General features: G+C 54.0%; 1 protein-coding gene. It reads left to right on the forward strand.

The genetic code is table 11. The features are described 5' to 3' along the window. Nucleotides 1–250: hypothetical protein (locus tag HC723_RS17970; protein WP_190339977.1), on the forward strand; the 250-nt coding region annotated here is incomplete at both ends.

Here is a 250-nt window from a genome sequence, read left to right on the forward strand (position 1 = left end):
GGCAAAACCGCATTAACCGCCGAAATGGGTGAAATGACCACCAATGGTGGGGATCCAATTAACTTCAGCATGACCACCGATGCCAATGGCGTGACCACCATCTCTGGTGTGGATGGGGCGGGTAATCCGGTCCTAGACATCACCATGACCCCAACCATGGATCCGGCAACGGGCGATGTCACCGTGACCACCGATGTTAATCAATACCAACCATTGGATGACAACAACGGCACGGGTGAGAATACCGGTC

The organism is Vibrio sp. S11_S32, from assembly GCF_014694465.1.
Taxonomy (GTDB): Bacteria; Pseudomonadota; Gammaproteobacteria; order Enterobacterales; family Vibrionaceae; genus Vibrio; species Vibrio algicola.